The 13,830-nt window shown below is 70.2% G+C and carries 14 protein-coding genes; 9 read left to right on the top strand and 5 right to left on the bottom strand.

Translation table 11 applies throughout. The features are described 5' to 3' along the window. Positions 1 to 63 precede the first annotated feature (63 nt). The gene (locus tag IE302_RS03085) at positions 64 to 1,245 is read left to right on the top strand and encodes a Cmx/CmrA family chloramphenicol efflux MFS transporter (protein WP_191251500.1); all 1,182 of its coding nucleotides are present in this window, start codon (positions 64 to 66) and stop codon (positions 1,243 to 1,245) included. A 14-nt stretch (positions 1,246 to 1,259) separates the two neighbouring features. After that, on the top strand, positions 1,260 to 1,658 hold the full coding sequence (locus IE302_RS03080) for a nuclear transport factor 2 family protein (RefSeq protein WP_191251498.1): 399 nt from the start codon (positions 1,260 to 1,262) through the stop codon (positions 1,656 to 1,658). A 72-nt stretch (positions 1,659 to 1,730) separates the two neighbouring features. Here IE302_RS03080 and fabI read toward each other — a convergent pair whose 3' ends face one another. Continuing rightward, the gene (gene fabI, locus IE302_RS03075; protein WP_191251496.1) at positions 1,731 to 2,498 is read right to left on the bottom strand and encodes an enoyl-ACP reductase FabI; all 768 of its coding nucleotides are present in this window, start codon (positions 2,496 to 2,498) and stop codon (positions 1,731 to 1,733) included. Between the two features lie 49 nt (positions 2,499 to 2,547). Further along, positions 2,548 to 3,252 (bottom strand): beta-ketoacyl-ACP reductase, encoded by a 705-nt coding sequence (gene fabG, locus IE302_RS03070; RefSeq protein ID WP_191251494.1) that lies wholly within the window; start codon positions 3,250 to 3,252, stop codon positions 2,548 to 2,550. Between the two features lie 191 nt (positions 3,253 to 3,443). On the opposite strand from fabG, the gene IE302_RS03065 reads away from it, so the two are divergent. The 6 genes from IE302_RS03065 to IE302_RS03040 all read left to right on the top strand — a co-directional run bounded on the left by IE302_RS03065 (position 3,444) and on the right by IE302_RS03040 (position 9,704). Beyond that, on the top strand, positions 3,444 to 4,799 hold the full coding sequence (locus tag IE302_RS03065; protein ID WP_191251492.1) for an MFS transporter: 1,356 nt from the start codon (positions 3,444 to 3,446) through the stop codon (positions 4,797 to 4,799). A 16-nt stretch (positions 4,800 to 4,815) separates the two neighbouring features. Next, a complete protein-coding gene (locus IE302_RS03060; protein ID WP_191251490.1) occupies positions 4,816 to 5,478 on the top strand; it encodes a response regulator transcription factor in 663 nt (220 codons plus the stop codon). Between the two features lie 3 nt (positions 5,479 to 5,481). Further along, the gene (locus IE302_RS03055) at positions 5,482 to 6,885 is read left to right on the top strand and encodes a sensor histidine kinase (protein WP_191251488.1); all 1,404 of its coding nucleotides are present in this window, start codon (positions 5,482 to 5,484) and stop codon (positions 6,883 to 6,885) included. Next, a complete protein-coding gene (locus IE302_RS03050) occupies positions 6,882 to 7,823 on the top strand; it encodes a TAXI family TRAP transporter solute-binding subunit (RefSeq protein WP_191251486.1) in 942 nt (313 codons plus the stop codon). Before IE302_RS03055 ends, IE302_RS03050 begins: the two co-directional genes overlap by 4 nt. Positions 7,824 to 7,921: 98 nt before the next feature. Next, on the top strand, positions 7,922 to 9,211 hold the full coding sequence (locus IE302_RS03045) for an alpha/beta hydrolase family protein (RefSeq protein ID WP_191251484.1): 1,290 nt from the start codon (positions 7,922 to 7,924) through the stop codon (positions 9,209 to 9,211). Positions 9,212 to 9,272: 61 nt separating this feature from the next. Further along, positions 9,273 to 9,704 carry an acyl-CoA thioesterase gene (locus IE302_RS03040; protein ID WP_191251483.1) on the top strand — a complete coding sequence of 144 codons (432 nt, stop codon included), beginning with the start codon at positions 9,273 to 9,275 and terminating at the stop codon, positions 9,702 to 9,704. Here IE302_RS03040 and IE302_RS03035 read toward each other — a convergent pair. Then, a complete protein-coding gene (locus tag IE302_RS03035) occupies positions 9,692 to 11,287 on the bottom strand; it encodes an alkaline phosphatase D family protein (RefSeq protein WP_191251481.1) in 1,596 nt (531 codons plus the stop codon). The two genes, IE302_RS03040 and IE302_RS03035, sit on opposite strands and share 13 nt — an antisense overlap. A 111-nt stretch (positions 11,288 to 11,398) precedes the next feature. Here IE302_RS03035 and IE302_RS03030 point away from each other — a divergent pair, with 111 nt between their 5' ends. After that, positions 11,399 to 11,860, top strand: coding sequence for a tRNA (cytidine(34)-2'-O)-methyltransferase (locus IE302_RS03030; RefSeq protein ID WP_005150128.1), 462 nt, complete (start codon positions 11,399 to 11,401; stop codon positions 11,858 to 11,860). 88 nt (positions 11,861 to 11,948) lie between these two features. Here IE302_RS03030 and IE302_RS03025 read toward each other — a convergent pair whose 3' ends face one another. Together IE302_RS03025 and IE302_RS03020 are read right to left on the bottom strand one after the other, a co-directional pair. Next, the gene (locus IE302_RS03025) at positions 11,949 to 12,929 is read right to left on the bottom strand and encodes a VWA domain-containing protein (RefSeq protein ID WP_016334115.1); all 981 of its coding nucleotides are present in this window, start codon (positions 12,927 to 12,929) and stop codon (positions 11,949 to 11,951) included. Further along, positions 12,926 to 13,810 (bottom strand): DUF58 domain-containing protein, encoded by an 885-nt coding sequence (locus IE302_RS03020; RefSeq protein ID WP_229907648.1) that lies wholly within the window; start codon positions 13,808 to 13,810, stop codon positions 12,926 to 12,928. The genes IE302_RS03025 and IE302_RS03020 overlap by 4 nt, the downstream gene beginning before the upstream one ends. Positions 13,811 to 13,830: the final 20 nt, after the last annotated feature.

The following is a 13,830-nucleotide window of genomic DNA, read 5'->3' as shown; positions in this document are numbered from 1 at the left end:
AAAACCTGTGCGCAACGCTGCCCACATTTTGGACTGATCAATACAAAACTGGAGGGAATTCCCGTGCCTTTGGCAGTCTGCGTACTCGGACTGAGCGTGTTCGCGCTCGGCACGTCCGAGTTCATGATCACCGGCCTGTTGCCGGGGATGGCGGCCGATCTGAACGTCGGCATCCCGGAGGCCGGGCTGCTCATCTCGGCCTTCGCGATCGGCATGGTGGTCGGCGCTCCCCTGCTCGCGATCGCGACGCTGAGGGTGCCGAGGCGCGCCACCCTGATGGCGCTGCTCGTCGTCTTCGGGATCTCGCACGTCGTCGGCGCGCTGGGGTCCGGGTACGCCCTGCTCTTCGCGACCCGCGTCGTCAGCGCCGTCGCCTGCGCCGGGTTCTGGGCGGTCGCGGCGGCCACCGCCGTCGCGATGGTCCCGGTCGAACGCCGCGGCCGCGCACTGGCCATCCTGGTCGGCGGGCTCACCGTCGCGAACATCGCCGGCGTGCCCGCCGGGACCTTCCTCGGCCAGCACGCGGGCTGGCGGGCGGCGTTCTGGGCGGTCACGGCGCTGACCGTCATCGCGTTGATCGGCGTCTTCTTCCTCGTCCCGGAGACGCAGAACGGCGAAGACAAGACCGACGTCGCGACCGAACTGCGGCTGTACCGCGGCGGCCGGTTCTGGCTGGCGCTCGGCGTGATCGCGCTCGCGCAGGCGATGATCTTCGCGACCTTCAGCTACCTCGCGCCCTTGCTGACCGAGATCGCCGGGCTGCCGGAAAGCTGGGTGCCGGGAGTGCTGTCGCTGTTCGGGCTCGGCGCGCTGATCGGCATCACCGCCGGTGGCAGGCTCGCCGACGCGAGGCCTTTCGCGACCCTGTACGGCGGTCTCGGCGTCGCCCTGCTCGCCCTGGTGCTGCTCGCGCTCTCGGGCCCGGCGACCCCGGTCGCGATCTTCGCCGTGTTCCTGTTCGGCGTCGCCGGATTCGGGATCAACCCGGCCCTGAACGTCCGCGCGTTCGCCGTGGCGGGCAACGCGCCCACGCTCGTCGGCGCGAGCACGACAGCCGCCTTCAACGTCGGCAACACCGTCGGTCCCTGGCTCGGTGGCGAGTCGATCGACGCCGGTCTCGGCTATCCCAGCGTCGCGTGGGTGAGCGTCGGACTCGGGGCCGCCACCGTGCTCGCACTCACCTTCGCCGCCGGTGTCCAGCGCACCGACGACACCCGTCTGCTTCGCGAACCTGTTACCCAGTAAGGAAAGAAGGAATCATGTCCGATCGAACCCGAACCGTCCTCGACGAGTTCTTCCGCCGAATGTCCACAGGGGACACCGACGGTGCCTCCGAACTCTTCGCCGACGACGTCGCCTGGGACATCCCCGGCGCCACGGATCTGGTCCCGTGGATCGGCCCGCGCCGGAACCCGGCGGAGGTCCGGGAGTTCTACGCCCTGCTGGACAAGGGCATCATTAAGGACCGGTTCGACGTCGAACGGGTGCTCGTCGACGGGCCGCACGCCGTCGCGATCGGGCGCCTGCGCTCGATCATCCGCAGCACCGGCAAGGTGATCGACTCACCCTTCACCATCGAGTTCGCGGTGGACGACCACGGCCGGATCACCAAGTACCTGCTGCTCGAAGACTCCTGGCACGTCGCGAACGCCGTCTAGCCCTGACACGCGTGAAGGCCCCCTTCCCTCGGCTGAGCAGAGGGAAGGGGGCCTTCACGCGCAGGGAAGAACTCAGATGCCGAGGGCGTGCACTCCGCCGTCGACCATGATCATCGAGCCGGTCGTGGCGGGCAGCCAGTCCGACAGCACGGCACAGACCGACTTCGCCGTCGGGTCCGGGTCGGAGCTGTCCCAGCCGAGCGGCGCGCGGTCGCCCCAGCCCTCCTCCAGCTCGGAGAAACCGGGGATCGACTTCGCCGCCATGGTCTTCATCGGACCCGCGCTGACCAGGTTGACCCGGATGCCCTTCGGGCCGAGGTCGCGCGCCAGGTACCGGTTCACCGACTCCAGCGCCGCCTTCGCCACGCCCATCCAGTTGTAGACGGGCCAGGCGACGCGCGCGTCGAAGTCCATGCCGACGATCGACGAGCCGGGCGAGAGCAGCGGCAAGGTCGCGACGGCGAGGGACTTGAAGGAGAACGCCGAGACGTCGACGGCCACCTTCACGTCCTGGCCCGGGGCGTCCAGGAACGGCGCGCCGAGGCAGGACTGCGGGGCGAACCCGATCGAGTGCAGCACGCCGTCGAGACCGTCGACGTGCTCACGGACGCGGTCGGCGAGCGAGTCGAGGTGTTCCTGGTTGGTGACGTCCAGCTCCAGCACCGGCGCCTCCTCGGGGAGACGCTTGGCGATGCGCTCGACGAGCGACAGCCTGCCGAAGCCGGTGAGCACGACCTTCGCGCCCTCCTGCTGCGCGATCTTGGCCGCGTGGAACGCGAGCGAGGCGTCGGTGATGACGCCGGTGATCAGCAGGCGCTTGCCTTCGAGCAGTCCTGGCACGGGACCTCCAGTCCGGAGTGGTTGCGATCAGTACGGGAAAACGGGGACGTCAGTGGCCCATGCCGAGGCCGCCGTCGACCGGCAGCACCGCGCCGTTGACGTAACCGGCCTCTTCGGAAGCGAGGTAGCGGACGGCGGCGGCGATCTCCGACGGCTCGGCGTACCGGCCGGAGGGAACCTGGGCGAGGATCTCCTTCTTGCGGTCCTCGCCGAGTTCGTCGGTCATGTCCGTGGCGACGAAGCCCGGGGCGATGACGTTCGAGGTGATGTTGCGAGAGCCCAGCTCACGGGCGAGCGAGCGGGCGAGGCCGACGAGACCGGCCTTGCTCGCCGCGTAGTTGACCTGACCGGCCGACCCGGTGAGGCCGACGACGGACGAGATGAAGATGTAGCGCCCCCACTTGCCGCGCAGCATGCCGCGGGAGGCGCGCTTGGCGACCCGGTAGGCGCCGGTGAGGTTGGCGTCGACGACGCGGGTGAACTGCTCCTCGCTCATGCGCATGAGCAGCGTGTCGTCGGTCATGCCGGCGTTCGCGACGAGGACCTCGACCGGGCCCTGGTGCTCCTCGACGAGCTTGAAGGCGGCGTCGATCTGCTCGGCGTCCGTGACGTCGGCCTGCACCCCGAAGAGGCCGTCGGGCGCGCCGGAACCGCGGTGCGTGATCGCGACCTTGTGCCCCTGCGCCGCGAGGTCCTGCGCGATCGCCAGACCGATGCCGCGATTGCCGCCGGTGACCAGTACCGACCGTCCCACTTCAGCTCTCCTCGCCTCGTCTTCGTCCGTGACGGCACTGAGGCTATCGGCTCGCCCGGCGCACGACAGAGCCGCGCCACCCCTACCTCCGGGTAACCGCGACCGTCCTAAGCGGATGTTAGGAACCAGGCCGAAACCTTGCCCGGCCGTCACGGATTGTTCACCGTGAGCCGGAACACAGGAGGTCAAAGATGACAACCCGGATCGGCGAAGCGTCGCCGCCCGTAAGCGAGAGGCGAGTCGTCGGCAACGTGCTGCGCGGCTCCATCGGCAACCTGGTCGAGTGGTACGACTGGTACGCCTACGCCGCCTTCACCACGTACTTCGCCAAGTCCTTCTTCCCCACCAAGGACACGACGGCGGCCTTCCTCGGCACCGCGGCGGTGTTCGCCGTCGGCTTCCTCATGCGGCCGCTCGGCGGCTGGATGCTGGGCCGGTTCGCCGACCGCTTCGGGCGACGAAGCGCACTCGTGCTTTCCGTCACGTTGATGGCGGCGGGGTCACTGATGATCGCGCTGACCCCGACCTACGCCACGATCGGGATCGCCGCGCCGATCCTGCTGCTGGTGGCCCGGCTCATCCAGGGGCTCTCGGTCGGCGGCGAGTACTCGACCTCCGCGACCTATCTGTCCGAAGTGGCCACTCCGGGCAAGCGCGGCTTCTACTCCAGCTTCCAGTACGTGACGCTGTACGGCGGCCAGCTGCTGGCGCTCGGCCTCCAGCTCCTGCTGCAGGCCATCCTCACCGAGCAGCAGCTGACCTCGTGGGGCTGGCGGATCGCGTTCGTCGTCGGCGCGCTCGCCGCGGTCGTGGTGATGATCCTGCGCCGCGGGATGGACGAGTCGGCCAGCTTCGAGGAGACCAAGGCCTCCGGCACCGGCAAGGACGCGGGCGACAAGGGCACGCTGCGCGCGCTGATCAAGTACCCCAAGGAGATCGCGCTCGTCGTCGGCCTCACCCTCGGCGGCACGGTGTCGTTCTACACCTTCGCCACCTACAGCCAGAAGTTCATGGAGAACACCGCGGGCATCCCGCGCCGGACGGTCACGCTGATCCTGTTCTGCGCGATCCTCGTCGCCGCGATCCTGCAGCCCCTGGCCGGGAAGCTGTCCGACCGCATCGGCCGCCGCCCGCTGCTGATGTTCTTCGGGATCGGCGGCACGCTGCTGACCGTCCCGATCATGACGCTGATGGGCGCGACCAAGCAGCCGGTGCTCGCCTTCCTGCTGATGCTGTCCGGGCTCGTGATCGTCACCGGGTACACGTCGATCAACGCGATCGTGAAGGCCGAGCTGTTCCCGACGAAGATCCGCGCGATCGGCGTCGGTCTCCCCTACGCCCTCACCGTGGCGATCTTCGGCGGCACCGCCGAGCTCATCGCGCAGGCGCTCAAGGGCGCCGGCCACGAATCGGTGTTCTTCTACTACGTCGCGGGCTGTGTCCTGGTGTCGCTCATCGTGTACGGCACAATGCGGGAAACCTCGAAGACCTCGGAGCTGGAGAAGAAGCAGCCCGAGCCCGAGCTCGTGTCCAGCCGCGAAGGCTAGGCGGGAAGGTGTGGCCGTGCGGGTGCTGCTCGTCGAGGACGACGCCGGTGTCGCCGACGCGCTCGCCGAAGCGCTGCAGACGCGCGGCCACACCGTCTCCCACGCGATCCGCGGGAGCGACGCGCTGCACCGGCATCGCGCCGCCGACGTGATCCTGCTCGATCTCAACCTGCCGGACATGCACGGGCTCGACGTGCTCAGGAAGGTCCGGCAGGTCTCCCCCGTGCCGGTGCTCGTGCTCACCGCGAGCGGGGACGAACGATCCGTCGTACGCGGGCTGCGGCTCGGCGCCGACGACTACCTGACCAAACCGGTCCGCCTGGCCGAACTGCTGGCGAGGATGGACGCGGTCGTCCGCCGCGCCGCGGTCTCGGCCACGCCGCAGGACGGCATCGTGCGCGTCGAGGACGTCGAGATCGACCTCGGGGCCCGGCGCGTACTGGTCGACGGGACCGACATCGGGCTCACCGCCAAGGAATTCGCCGTGCTGGCCGTGCTCGCCGCCCGGCCGGGGACCGCGGTGAGCCGTCAGCAGGTGATGGACGAGGTCTGGGGCGACGCCTACCTCGCCGTCTCGCGTTCGCTGGACGTACACCTGACGCAGCTTCGGGCGAAGCTGGACCGGCCGGGCCTGCTGACCACGATCCGGGGATTCGGCTACCGGCTGGGCCGGGACTGACCGGTGCGCACCCGGCTGCTGGTCGTCCTCGTCGCGCTCGCGCTGACCGTGGTCGCCGCGTTCGCGATCCCGCTGTTCGGGTCGACCGCCGCGCAGCGGACCCAGCAGCTGGTCATCGCCCGCAACGCCGACGTCGACCGGTTCGTCGTCCTCGCTCAGCAGGCCGTCGACGCCGACGACCCGACCACGCTGGCCGTCGACGCCGCGAGGTATTCGTCGTTATACGGCGAGGCCGTCGTGGTCGTCGACGCGCGCGGAGTGCCGCTGGTCGAGACCGGCGGGATGACGGCCGCGGAGCCGGTCGTCAGCTCGCTTGTCGAGTCCGCGTTGCGCAACCAGCCCGCGAAAGGACCCGAGCAGGTGAGCCCGTGGTCGGCGGATCCGGTCTACTTCGCCCGTCCGGTGGGGACCGGGACCCGGGTGGCCGGAGTGGTCGTGCTTCGCGCGTCGGTCACCACCGCGGCGGCCGACGTCACCGCCCGCTGGGCGGCGATCGTGGCGGGCGCGGTGCTGGTCGCGGCGGTGTTCGTGCTGCTCGCGGTCCTCCTGGCCCGCTGGATGGTGCGGCCGCTGCACGAACTGGAGACCGGCGTGCGGGCGGTCACCGGAGGGCATCGCGCCCAGGTCCCCGACCGGGCCGGGCCGAAGGAGCTGCGTTCGCTCGCGACGTCGTTCAACCGGATGTCCGACGCCGTCGTCGAGGCGTCCGAACAGCAGCGGCGGCTCGTCGCGGACGCGTCGCACCAGCTGCGGAATCCCATGGCAGCCTTGCGTCTGCGGGTGGATTCCCTGGCCGCGCAGGTCGACGGCGACGGTCAGCGGGCCTACCGGGCGACCGTCGCCGAAGTCGAACGCCTTGAGTCGTTGCTCGACGGGCTGCTCGCGCTGGCGCTCGCCGAGAGCGCCGCGACCCGGCTCGCCGCCGGCGAATCCGGCGACGAACCCTGTGACCTCCCGGCGGTGCTGGCCGAACGGGTCGACGCGTGGCGCCCGTCGGCCGACGACGCGGGAGTCGGCCTCGCGGCCGCGGAAGGCCACGACGAGCCGGTGCCGGTGCGCTGCGAGGAAAGCGAACTGGCCCAGGTGCTGGATGTCCTGCTGGACAACGCGGTGCACTACGCCGGACGCGGCGCCACGATCACCACCGGCTACGAGATCGGCGACACGACGGCGACGCTCTTCGTGTCCGACAACGGCCCTGGACTGTCCACAGAGGACCGAGAGCGCGCGACGGAGCGGTTCTGGCGGGCCGGTGGCGACGGCGCCCCGCGCGGTACCGGTCTGGGCCTCGCGATCGCGAGCCAGCACGTGCTCGCCCGGGGCGGGAAGCTCGAATTGCGCGAGGCGAAACCGCACGGACTCGAAGTCCGCGTCGAACTCCCGCTCGCGGCAGGGGGCACACCGTGACCGTCACCAGGCGTACCGCGCTGCTCGCCGGACTCGCCACGCTCGCGGGCTGTTCCACGGCGGGATACCAGGGCCCGGAACGCGAGGTCGTCATCGCTGCGGGCGAGAGCGGCGGCTTCTATCTCGCCTTCGCGGAACTGCTCGCCCAGCAGCTGAACCGGGCGGAACCGCGGCTGCACGCGACGGCCGTCGCGACCGAGGCCAGTGTCGAGAACCTGCGCCGGCTACGGGACGGGCGGGCCGATCTCGGGCTCGTCCTCGGCGACGTCGCCGAATCCGCCCTCGCCGGAGCGGCGCCGTTCTCCGTCCCGATCGCGTTCTCGGCCATCGGCCGCGTCTACGAGAACTACCACCAGCTCGTGGTCCGCGCGGACGTCGGCGTGCGGTCCCTGTCCGATCTGGCCGGGCGGCCGGTGGCGATGGGCGCGAACGGATCCGGCGTCGCGGTGTTCAGCACGCGGCTGTTCGCCCGCGCGGAGATCCCGGTGCACGCGAAGAACCTCCTCCTCGGCGAGGCGATCAACGCGCTGGTCGCGCACGAGGTCGACGCGCTGTTCTGGTCCGGCGGTATCCCCACACCCGCGCTCACCGAGCTGAACCGGACGACCCCGATCACGCTCCTCCCGCTCGACACCCACCTTCCCGCCCTGCGCGCGGGCTACGGCCCGGTGTACGACCAGGTCCACGTCCCGGCGCAGGCGTATCAAGGGGTCGGTGAGCTGCGGACGATCGGCGTCGCGAACCTGCTGCTGGCGGCGCCTTCCCTGCCCGAGGACGCCGCGGCCGCGGTCGCGCGGGTACTGGCCGGGCACGCCGCCGACCTCGTCCCGGCACCCGCCGTCGGGACCCAGTTCCTCGACGTCCGGACGCTGATCGGCACCGGCCAGGTGCCGCTGCACCCTGGGGCCGCGTCGGCCTACCGTGCCCTGCACGGGTGACCCACGCTCAAACCTCAGAGGGATGCGGTCACCCCGGGGCGCTGCCAGGGTCGGAAACAGGCGGCCACCGGGCCGCCCCGATCCGGAAGGACTCCACAGTGTCATCGAGACACACCAGGGTGGTACGGGGTTCGGCGCTGATCGCGGGCCTCGCGCTCGCGGGCGGGCTCGCGACGGCGGCCCCCGCCGTCGCGGCCGAACAGGTCGAACTCACCGCACCGGCCCTCACCGGTCACTACGACGTCGGCACCACCGACCTCCATCTCGTCGACAACGCCCGCTCCGATCCGTGGAAGCCGGAGCGGCGCCGGGAGCTCATGGTCACCGTCACCTACCCAGCCGACCCACGGTCCGCCCACGGGCCGCGCGCACCGTGGGTCGGTCCCGCCTTGGGCTCGGTAGTCGACCAGATCCTCGCGGGCAAGGACTATCTCGATCTCCCGGCGGGTTCCATCGATTGGAAGTCCGCGAAACGCAACGCCGAACTCGGCGTCCCCGCCGCGCACGGCGCGCCGAAGCCGGTCACGCTCTTCTCCCCCGGCTTCGGTGCGCCACGTGAGACCTACTCGGCTCTCGTGGACGACCTGGCGAGCCGCGGGTATGTCGTCGTCGCGCTCTCGCACACCTACGAGAGCGCGGCCGTCGAATTCCCCGGTGGACGGCTCGAACCGGCGCTCCCGCCGGGTGAAGGCCCCGAGTTCATGAAGAAGGCGCTCGACGCGCGCGTCGGCGACACCCGCTTCGTCCTCGACCAGCTCGCCAAGCTCGCCCGCGGCCAGAACCCGGACGCGGAGAACCGGCCGCTCCCCCGCGATCTCGGCCGGTCCCTCGACCTGTCCCGCGTCGGCGCCTATGGGCATTCCTACGGCGGGTTCACCTCCGGTGAGACGATGGTGCAGGACCGCCGGATCGACGCCGGGATCAACCTGGACGGCGCGATGGCGACCGCCTTCGGTTACCCGCCCGGGAGCCCTTACGTACCGGGCGAAGTCACGAAACGCGGCCTGGACCGGCCGTTCATGCTGATGGGCGCCGAAGGGGTCGGCCAGGACGGGAAACCGCTCCAGCACACCCACCGGACTCCCGAATTCGACCGGAGCTGGGCGGATTTCTGGGCCAACCAGCGCGGCTGGAAGCGGGATCTGCTCCTGCGCGGCGGCAGTACCCACATGGCGTACAGCGATCTTCAGGTCGTCGTGCCGCAGCTGAGTTCGCGGGTGACGCCGGAGAAGCGGGAGGCGGTCATCGGCACCATCGATCCCCGCCGATCGCTGGCCGCGCAGCGGGAGTACGTCGGCGCGTTCTTCGATCTGCACTTGAAGGGCCGTGACCGGCATCTGCTCGACCGTGAGTCGCCGCGCTATCCGAACATCGACTTCATCGACTGAGCCCGGGGTGAAGGGCCCTTTCCCCGCTGAGGGGGAAGGGCCCTTCACGTAGGTTGGAACCGTGACCGAGCCACGGAAACCGATCGTCGAAATGCCGCTGCGCGTCCGCTACCACGAGTGCGACGGGCAGGGCATCGTCTTCAACGCGAACTACCTCGCGTACGTCGACATGGCCATGTTCGAAGTGGAGAAAGTCCTCTTCGGCTCCCACGAAGAAGCCTTGGCGCGCGGTGTCGACGTCGTCGTCGCCGAATCGAACCTCCGTTACCGGGCGCCCTGCCGCTACGACGACGAACTGGTCGTGGCCGTGTTCCTGAACCACCTCGGCACGACGTCGCTGATCATCGACTTCGAGATCACCCGTGGCGGTGACCTGTGCACGGAAGTGAAGACCCGCTACGTCTTCGTCGATCCGGCGACGCTCAGGAAGGCGGCGCCACCCGCGTCGGTACGCGAGGTGTACGCCGCCCTCCTGCCCGCTCAGGCGGACTGAACGCCGGGGCGCCGGTCTTCGACGACGTAACTGGCCCGCGTGCTGATCGGCGCGCCGGGGGTGTTCACGAACGGCACCACCCGGAAGTCGCTCTGCCAGCGGTGCCGATTGACGTTGACCCGGACGTACCCGCGTTGGTTGTTGAAGAACTTCATGTGCGGGTTGGCCTTCAGCAGGTTCTCCCCGGCGGGCGTCATGTCGGCGCCGTTGCCACCGCTGGTGATCGACGTCCCGACGAACTCGCTCGCCACCGTGGGCGAGCCCGGGTCGCCGAAGTTCTTCTTGAGGTCCCAGGCGTAATTCTGGTGCCGGTCACCGGTGATGACCACCAGATTCCGCACACCCCGCTCCTGCGCCGCCGCGAGCACGCGGTCGCGGTCGGCGACGTAGCCGTCCCACGGGTCGAGGTAGACGTTGGTCGCCTCGCCCGCGTCGGTGTCGGTCTGGCCCATCGGCGCCTGGTTGCCCAGGATCTGCCACCGCGCGTGGGACCGGGAGAAGCCGTCGAGCAGCCACTTCCGCTGTTCCGAGCCGAGCAGTGTGCGGTCCTCGTCGAACCGCTCCGTGCAGTTCGCCGACTGGCCGTCGCCGCACGGCTGGTCGTCGCGGTACTGGCGGGTGTCGAGCATGGTGAAGTCGGCCAGCGTGCCGTAGCTCAGCCGCCGGTGCAGACGCGCGTCCGGCCCCTTCGGCAGCTGCGCGATGCGGTACGGCAGGTGCTCGTACATCGCCTGGAACGCCTGGGCACGGCGCTGGCGGAACACCACCGGGTCCTGGTCGGGCTCGTTGTCGGCCTGCGAGTGGTCGCCCGCCCAGTTGTTCTCGACCTCGTGGTCGTCGTTGACGTGGATCCACGGGAAGGCGGCGTGCGCGGCCATCAGCGGCGCTTCGGACTTGTAAAGCGCGTACTGGAGCCGATACCGGGCCAGGTCGAAGGTCTCGCCCTTGAACTGCGGCCCCACCGGCGTACCGCGGCCGACCCCGGTGACGCCGCTTTCGTAGAGGTAGTCACCCAGGTGCACGACCAGGTCGAGGTCCTCGGCCGCCATGTGGTCGTACGCGGTGAAGTGCCCGGCCTCCCAGTTCTGGCAGGACGCGAACGCGAAGTTCAGCTCACGCGGCGACGACCACGCGACGGGCGCCGTCCGGGTGCGGCCGACCGGCGAGATCACGCCGCCGGTGCGGAAGCGGTAGAAGTACTCGTGGTCCGGCGCGAGCCCGTGGATCTCGGGGTGCACGGAGTGGCCGAGTTCGGGCGTGGCGACCACGGAACCGCGGCGGATCACCGCACGGAACCGCTCGTCGAGCGAGACCTCGTACTCGACGCGGACCGGCGTGCGCGGCATGCCGCCGAAGCCGTCGGCCTCGTACGGCTTCGGCGCGAGCCGGGTCCAGAGCACGACGCCGCCGGGCAACGGGTCACCCGACGCGACTCCGAGGGTGAACGGGTCGCCGGCGCCGCTGGCCAGCGGCATCGCACCGGCGGCGTTCCAGGCACCGGTCCCCAGCAGCACGGCGGCCGCGCCGGCGGAGCCATAACCGAGGAAGCGACGCCGCGACAGGGGGTGAGGGAGCGAAGGCATGAAGCCCTCCTGTGGTGGGATGGTCACGGGCGGGCCTCATGCTCGTCCGGTTCGGTGGCCACCCGGCCGCGCCCAGGCGAAGCGCCCGTGAACGAAAGACGATCAACCCTCGTGTTCCGCATCCTGTTCTACCGCCCCGAAATACCGCCCAACACGGGTAACGCGATCCGCTTGACCGCGAACACCGGCTGCGAGCTCCACCTGGTGGAGCCACTCGGTTTCACGCTGGAGGACAAGCAGTTGCGGCGCGCCGGGCTCGACTACCACGACCTCGCGCGCGTCCACGTCCACGCGGACCTCGACGCGGCGTGGGCGGCCTTGCTGCCCGCCCGGGTCTTCGCGTTCAGCGCCTCGGCGACGCGGCTGCACACCGACGTCGCCTACGAACCCGGGGACGTGCTGATGTTCGGGCCGGAGTCGGCGGGGCTGCCTCGCGAGATCCAGGAGTCCCCGCAGGTGACCGACCGGGTGCGGCTGCCGATGCTGCCGTCGAGCCGGTCGCTGAACCTCTCGAACACCGCGGCGATCAGCGTCTACGAGGCTTGGCGGCAGAACGGCTTCGCGACTCCCTGAGCACCCGGCTTTGGTCCGGATGTCATGAAAGGGCCGTTCAGGACATTTCTTGTCCTGAACGGCCCTTTCATGACATTTGACGACGCAACTAGGGCAGGCGTTGGCCCAGGAAGAGCGAAGCGGCGGCACCGATCATCAGCACCAAGGTCCCGAGGATCACCCACGGCCGACTCGCGTCGGCGTCCTTCAGCTCGTAACCGATCTGCTCGCCGAGATCGTCGTACACGCGTTTCAGCTCGTCCGCACTCGCCGCCTTGTAGAAGTCGCCGCCGGAAAGCCGGGCGATCTCCTCCAGCGATTCGTCGTCGACCTTCACGTCCTGGGGCTTGCCGTCGATGTCGACGGAGCCGTGCGTGGTGCCGAACGAGATCGACGAGATCGGCACCTGCGCCTGCTTCGCCGCCTGCGCGGCCGTGTAGCCGCCCCGCGGGGCGTACAGGTCGTCCGGGACGGTCTGTTTGCCGTCGCTCATCAGCACGATCCGGGCGGGCGGCGGACCTTCCGCGCCGCCGACGATCGCCGAGAAGCTCTCGATCGACTGCAACGCGGCGAAGATCCCTTCACCGGTGGCCGTCGACTGCGCCAGCTTCAGGTTGTCGATCGCCTTCACGACACCACCGCGATCGGTGGTCGGCGCCACCAGCACGGTCGCCGTCCCCGCGAAGGAGATCAGCCCGAGGTTGACCCCCGGGGTCATGTTCTGCGCGAACGAACGCGCGGACTCCTGAGCCGCCTTCAGCCGGGTCGGGGCGACGTCGGTGGCTTCCATCGACAGCGAGGTGTCGATCACCAGCATCACGGTGGCCCGGTTGCGGGGCACCTTCTGCTCGGCGGTCGGCCCGGCGAGCGCGACGGTGAGCACCAGCAGCGAGAGCACGATCAGGATCGCGGGAACGTGGCGCACCCAGCCCTGGCTCTTCGGTGCGACCTTCTCCAGCAGTTCCAGGTTGGCGAACCGCATGGTGCGCTTGCGCCGGGCGCGCTGGGAAAGCACGTAACCCACGGCCACCGCGGCGACCGCCAGCAGCAGCAGGAACCACCACGGCGAGGCGAATCCGGTCAGGCTCACGCGACACCACCGGACCAGCGGCGCTTGCGGGCCACCACGAACCGGACCATGTCGGCGATCCAGTCCGAATCGGTGCGCAGCACCAGATGCGCGGCACCGGCGCGGCGCAGCGCGGCCGCGACCTCCTGCCGGTGTGCATGGGCCGCGGCGCCGAATTCCTTGCGCAGCAAGGCCGAAGCGTGCACTTCGCGCTGTTTCCCTGTCTCCGGGTCGGCCAGCACGACGGTGCCCACGTCGGGCAGGTCGATGTCGCGCGGGTCGAGGACTTCGATGGCGATGAGATCGTGGTGCCCGCCGAGCGCGCGCAACGGGCGCTGCCATTCGGTGTCACCGAGGAAGTCGGAGATCACGACGGCAAGCCCGCGACGACGGGGCGGACGACGCAGCTTCTCCAGTGCCGCGGCGAGATCCCCTCGGACACCTTCCTCGGCGCGCGGGGTCTCGGCGATCTTGCGGACCAGCCCCCGCGCGTGCGGGAGCCCGCCGCGGGCCGGGACGCGCGTGATGCTGCCCGCCCCGTTGGAGACGAGCGCGCCGATCCGGTTGCCACCGCCCCCGGTGAGATGGGCGACCGCGGCCGTCGCGCAGACGACCAGGTCGCGCTTCTCGCACAGCGCCGTGCCGAAGTCGAGGCTCGCGGACACGTCCGCCACCAGCCAGGTCTCCAGTTCGCGGTCGGCGACGGTCTCCCGGATGTGCGGGCTCGTCGTCCGCGCGGTGACCGCCCAGTCCATCCGGCGGACGTCGTCACCGGGCTGGTACGGCCGGGCCTCCCCCGGTTCCGAACCGGGTCCCGGCACCAGGCCGAGATGGTTGCCCTGCAGCAGACCGTCGAGACGGCGGCGCACGTCGAGTTCGAGCGTGCGCAGGCCCGCCTCCATCCGCTCCCCGCGGAGTACCG

Source organism: Amycolatopsis oliviviridis (genome assembly GCF_014654365.1).
GTDB classification, from domain to species: Bacteria; Actinomycetota; Actinomycetes; order Mycobacteriales; family Pseudonocardiaceae; genus Amycolatopsis; species Amycolatopsis oliviviridis.
Note: the sequence above shows the minus strand (reverse complement) of the source record. Positions and strands in the feature narration are given on the sequence as shown.

What these genes read in the sequence shown, in the direction of transcription:
- IE302_RS03020 (WP_229907648.1), bottom strand. Translation starts at nt 13,810, where the DNA reads ATGGAGGCGGGCCTGCGCACGCTCGAACTCGACGTGCGCCGCCGTCTC.
- IE302_RS03080 (WP_191251498.1), top strand. Translation starts at nt 1,260, where the DNA reads ATGTCCGATCGAACCCGAACCGTCCTCGACGAGTTCTTCCGCCGAATG.
- IE302_RS03035 (WP_191251481.1), bottom strand. Translation starts at nt 11,287, where the DNA reads ATGCCTTCGCTCCCTCACCCCCTGTCGCGGCGTCGCTTCCTCGGTTAT.
- IE302_RS03065 (WP_191251492.1), top strand. Translation starts at nt 3,444, where the DNA reads ATGACAACCCGGATCGGCGAAGCGTCGCCGCCCGTAAGCGAGAGGCGA.